This is a genomic window from Acidovorax sp. HMWF018, from assembly GCF_003061035.1.
In the GTDB taxonomy this organism is placed as follows: domain Bacteria; phylum Pseudomonadota; class Gammaproteobacteria; order Burkholderiales; family Burkholderiaceae_C; genus Acidovorax; species Acidovorax delafieldii.
The window spans coordinates 18,665-20,562 of record NZ_QAIM01000526.1 but is presented as its reverse complement, the minus strand read 5'-3'; the positions used below and the strand labels follow the sequence as shown (position 1 = coordinate 20,562).

3 protein-coding genes are annotated in these 1,898 nt (G+C 66.6%); all 3 read right to left on the bottom strand.

Features of this window, described 5'->3' with window-relative positions; genetic code table 11:
• Positions 1-955: molybdopterin-dependent oxidoreductase (locus DBR23_RS22365; protein ID WP_146191412.1), on the bottom strand; the 955-nt coding region annotated here is incomplete at its 3' end.
• A 127-nt stretch (positions 956-1,082) separates the two neighbouring features.
• Entirely contained in the window at positions 1,083-1,484 is a 402-nt protein-coding gene (nirD, locus tag DBR23_RS22360) for a nitrite reductase small subunit NirD (protein WP_005798149.1), read from the bottom strand.
• Positions 1,485-1,553: 69 nt separating this feature from the next.
• Positions 1,554-1,898, bottom strand: a 345-nt coding sequence (locus DBR23_RS31525; RefSeq protein WP_233250672.1) for a type IV pili methyl-accepting chemotaxis transducer N-terminal domain-containing protein, incomplete at its 5' end; no start/stop codon positions are given.

The window sequence follows — 1,898 nt, the reverse complement described above, 5'->3', positions numbered from 1 at the left end:
GGTGCAGGTTGATGAGTGTGGCGTTCTTGGCCGTGCCGCTGCTGCTTTGGTTGAGGCCCTGGCAGTACAGGCTCAGGGTCGCTTTGGAGGTGGCGAACCATTTGGCGGCGGTGGTCAGGTCGGCCACGCTGATGCCGCAGGTCTGCGCCACAAGCTCGGGCGTGGCGTCGCGCACCAGGGCCTTGAGGTCGTCAAAGCCCGTGGTGTGGGCGGCGATGTAGGCGGTGTCGACCCAGCCCTCCCACAGCATGATGTGCAGCATGCCGTTGAACAGCATCACGTCGCTGCCGGGCTGGATGGGCAGGAACAGGTCGGCCATGCCCGCCGTGTCGGTGCGGCGCGGGTCGGCCACGATGACCTTCATGCCCGGGTTGGCGGCGCGTGCGTCTTCGATGCGGCGGAACAGGATGGGGTGGGCCCAGGCCGCATTGCTGCCCACGATGAACAGGCACTGCGCGTGGTTCACGTCGTCGTAGCAGGCGGGCGGCGCGTCGGCACCCAGCGTTTGCTTGTAGCCGGCCACAGCGCTGCTCATGCACAGGCGCGAGTTGGTGTCGATGTTGTTGGTGCCGATCAGGCCCTTGGCGAGCTTGTTGAAGACGTAGTAGTCCTCGGTGAGCAACTGGCCGCTGACGTAGAAGCCCACGGCGTCAGGGCCGTGCTGGGCGATGGTGTGGGCGAACCGGTCGGCCGCCAGCGTCAGTGCGGCATCCCAGGTCACGGGCAGGGCGGCCTCGCTGCGCTGTGCGCGTTGCAGGGGGTGCAGCAGGCGGGTTTGCAGGGTGACCGGGCTGGTGGCTGTGAGGTGCAGGGTCGAGCCCTTGGTGCACAGGCGGCCAAAGTTGGCGGGGTGTGTGGGGTCGCCGCGCACACCGGTGATCTGGGTGCCTGTGCTTTCGATGATCACGCCGCAGCCTACGCCGCAGTAGGGGCAGGTGGATTTGGTTTCTTGCATGGCGTGGTTGGGGTTGTTTTGGCCTCAGGCGCTAGTGCATGTTGCGCCGTCAGCTATTGTTTTGATAGTGTTGTCGTGTCCTCGCCGGGTACGCATGCGGCGCCTGGGGCGCAACACTCTCCGCCGCTCACACGCCCACCGTTCTGCGCGCAGGCCCTGCGATGGGGCGCGTCAAATCCGTGGCCACCGTCGCCAGCTCGCTCGCGTCCAGGTACACCGCGCCGTCTTCCACCTTCACGGCAAACTTCGGCGTGCATCCCTCATCGGGCGCCGAGGCTTGGCCGTCGCACAGGCCAATGGTCCAGTTGTGCAGGGGGCACGCCACGTGCGTGCCAAACACGATGCCCTGGCTCAGCGGGCCGCCCTTGTGGGGGCAGCGGTCCAGCAGCGCAAACACACCACCGGCGTCGTTGCGGAAGATGGCCACGTCCAGGCCCTGGGGGCGCGCCACGCGGCGCGAGCCCAGCACGGGGATGTCGTCCACCCGGCAGATCAGCTTCCATTCAGGGGTTGGGTTGTTGGTGGTCATGGGAATCGTCCTTGGTGTTGTTCGGTGGGATGTCGGGGGCGTGCAGGGGGGCCGTTGCAGGGCAGGCCTTCAGCTGCTGCCCAGCGCTGCATACAGGCCGGTCACGCGGTCCATGCTGGCGAGCAGGTTTTCGCTGCTCACAAACACTTCAGACACCTGGCGGAAGGTGTTGTTGCTGGTGCCCAGGCGTTGCAACGCGGCGTCAAAAAACACCCACTGGCCATCGGCCAGCAGCAGCTCTTGCCGGATGCGATTGGTGGCCTGTGGGGCATTGCGCAGCAGCTCGGTGGCGCTGATGAACTCGTCACGCGCCTTGGCGATCTCGGTGGTGGCGGTGGAGGTGTCCACCCCCAGCATGGCCGACAGGCAGAACTTGGCCATGCGCTGGCTCAGCATGCGCTGGCGGCCTGCCAC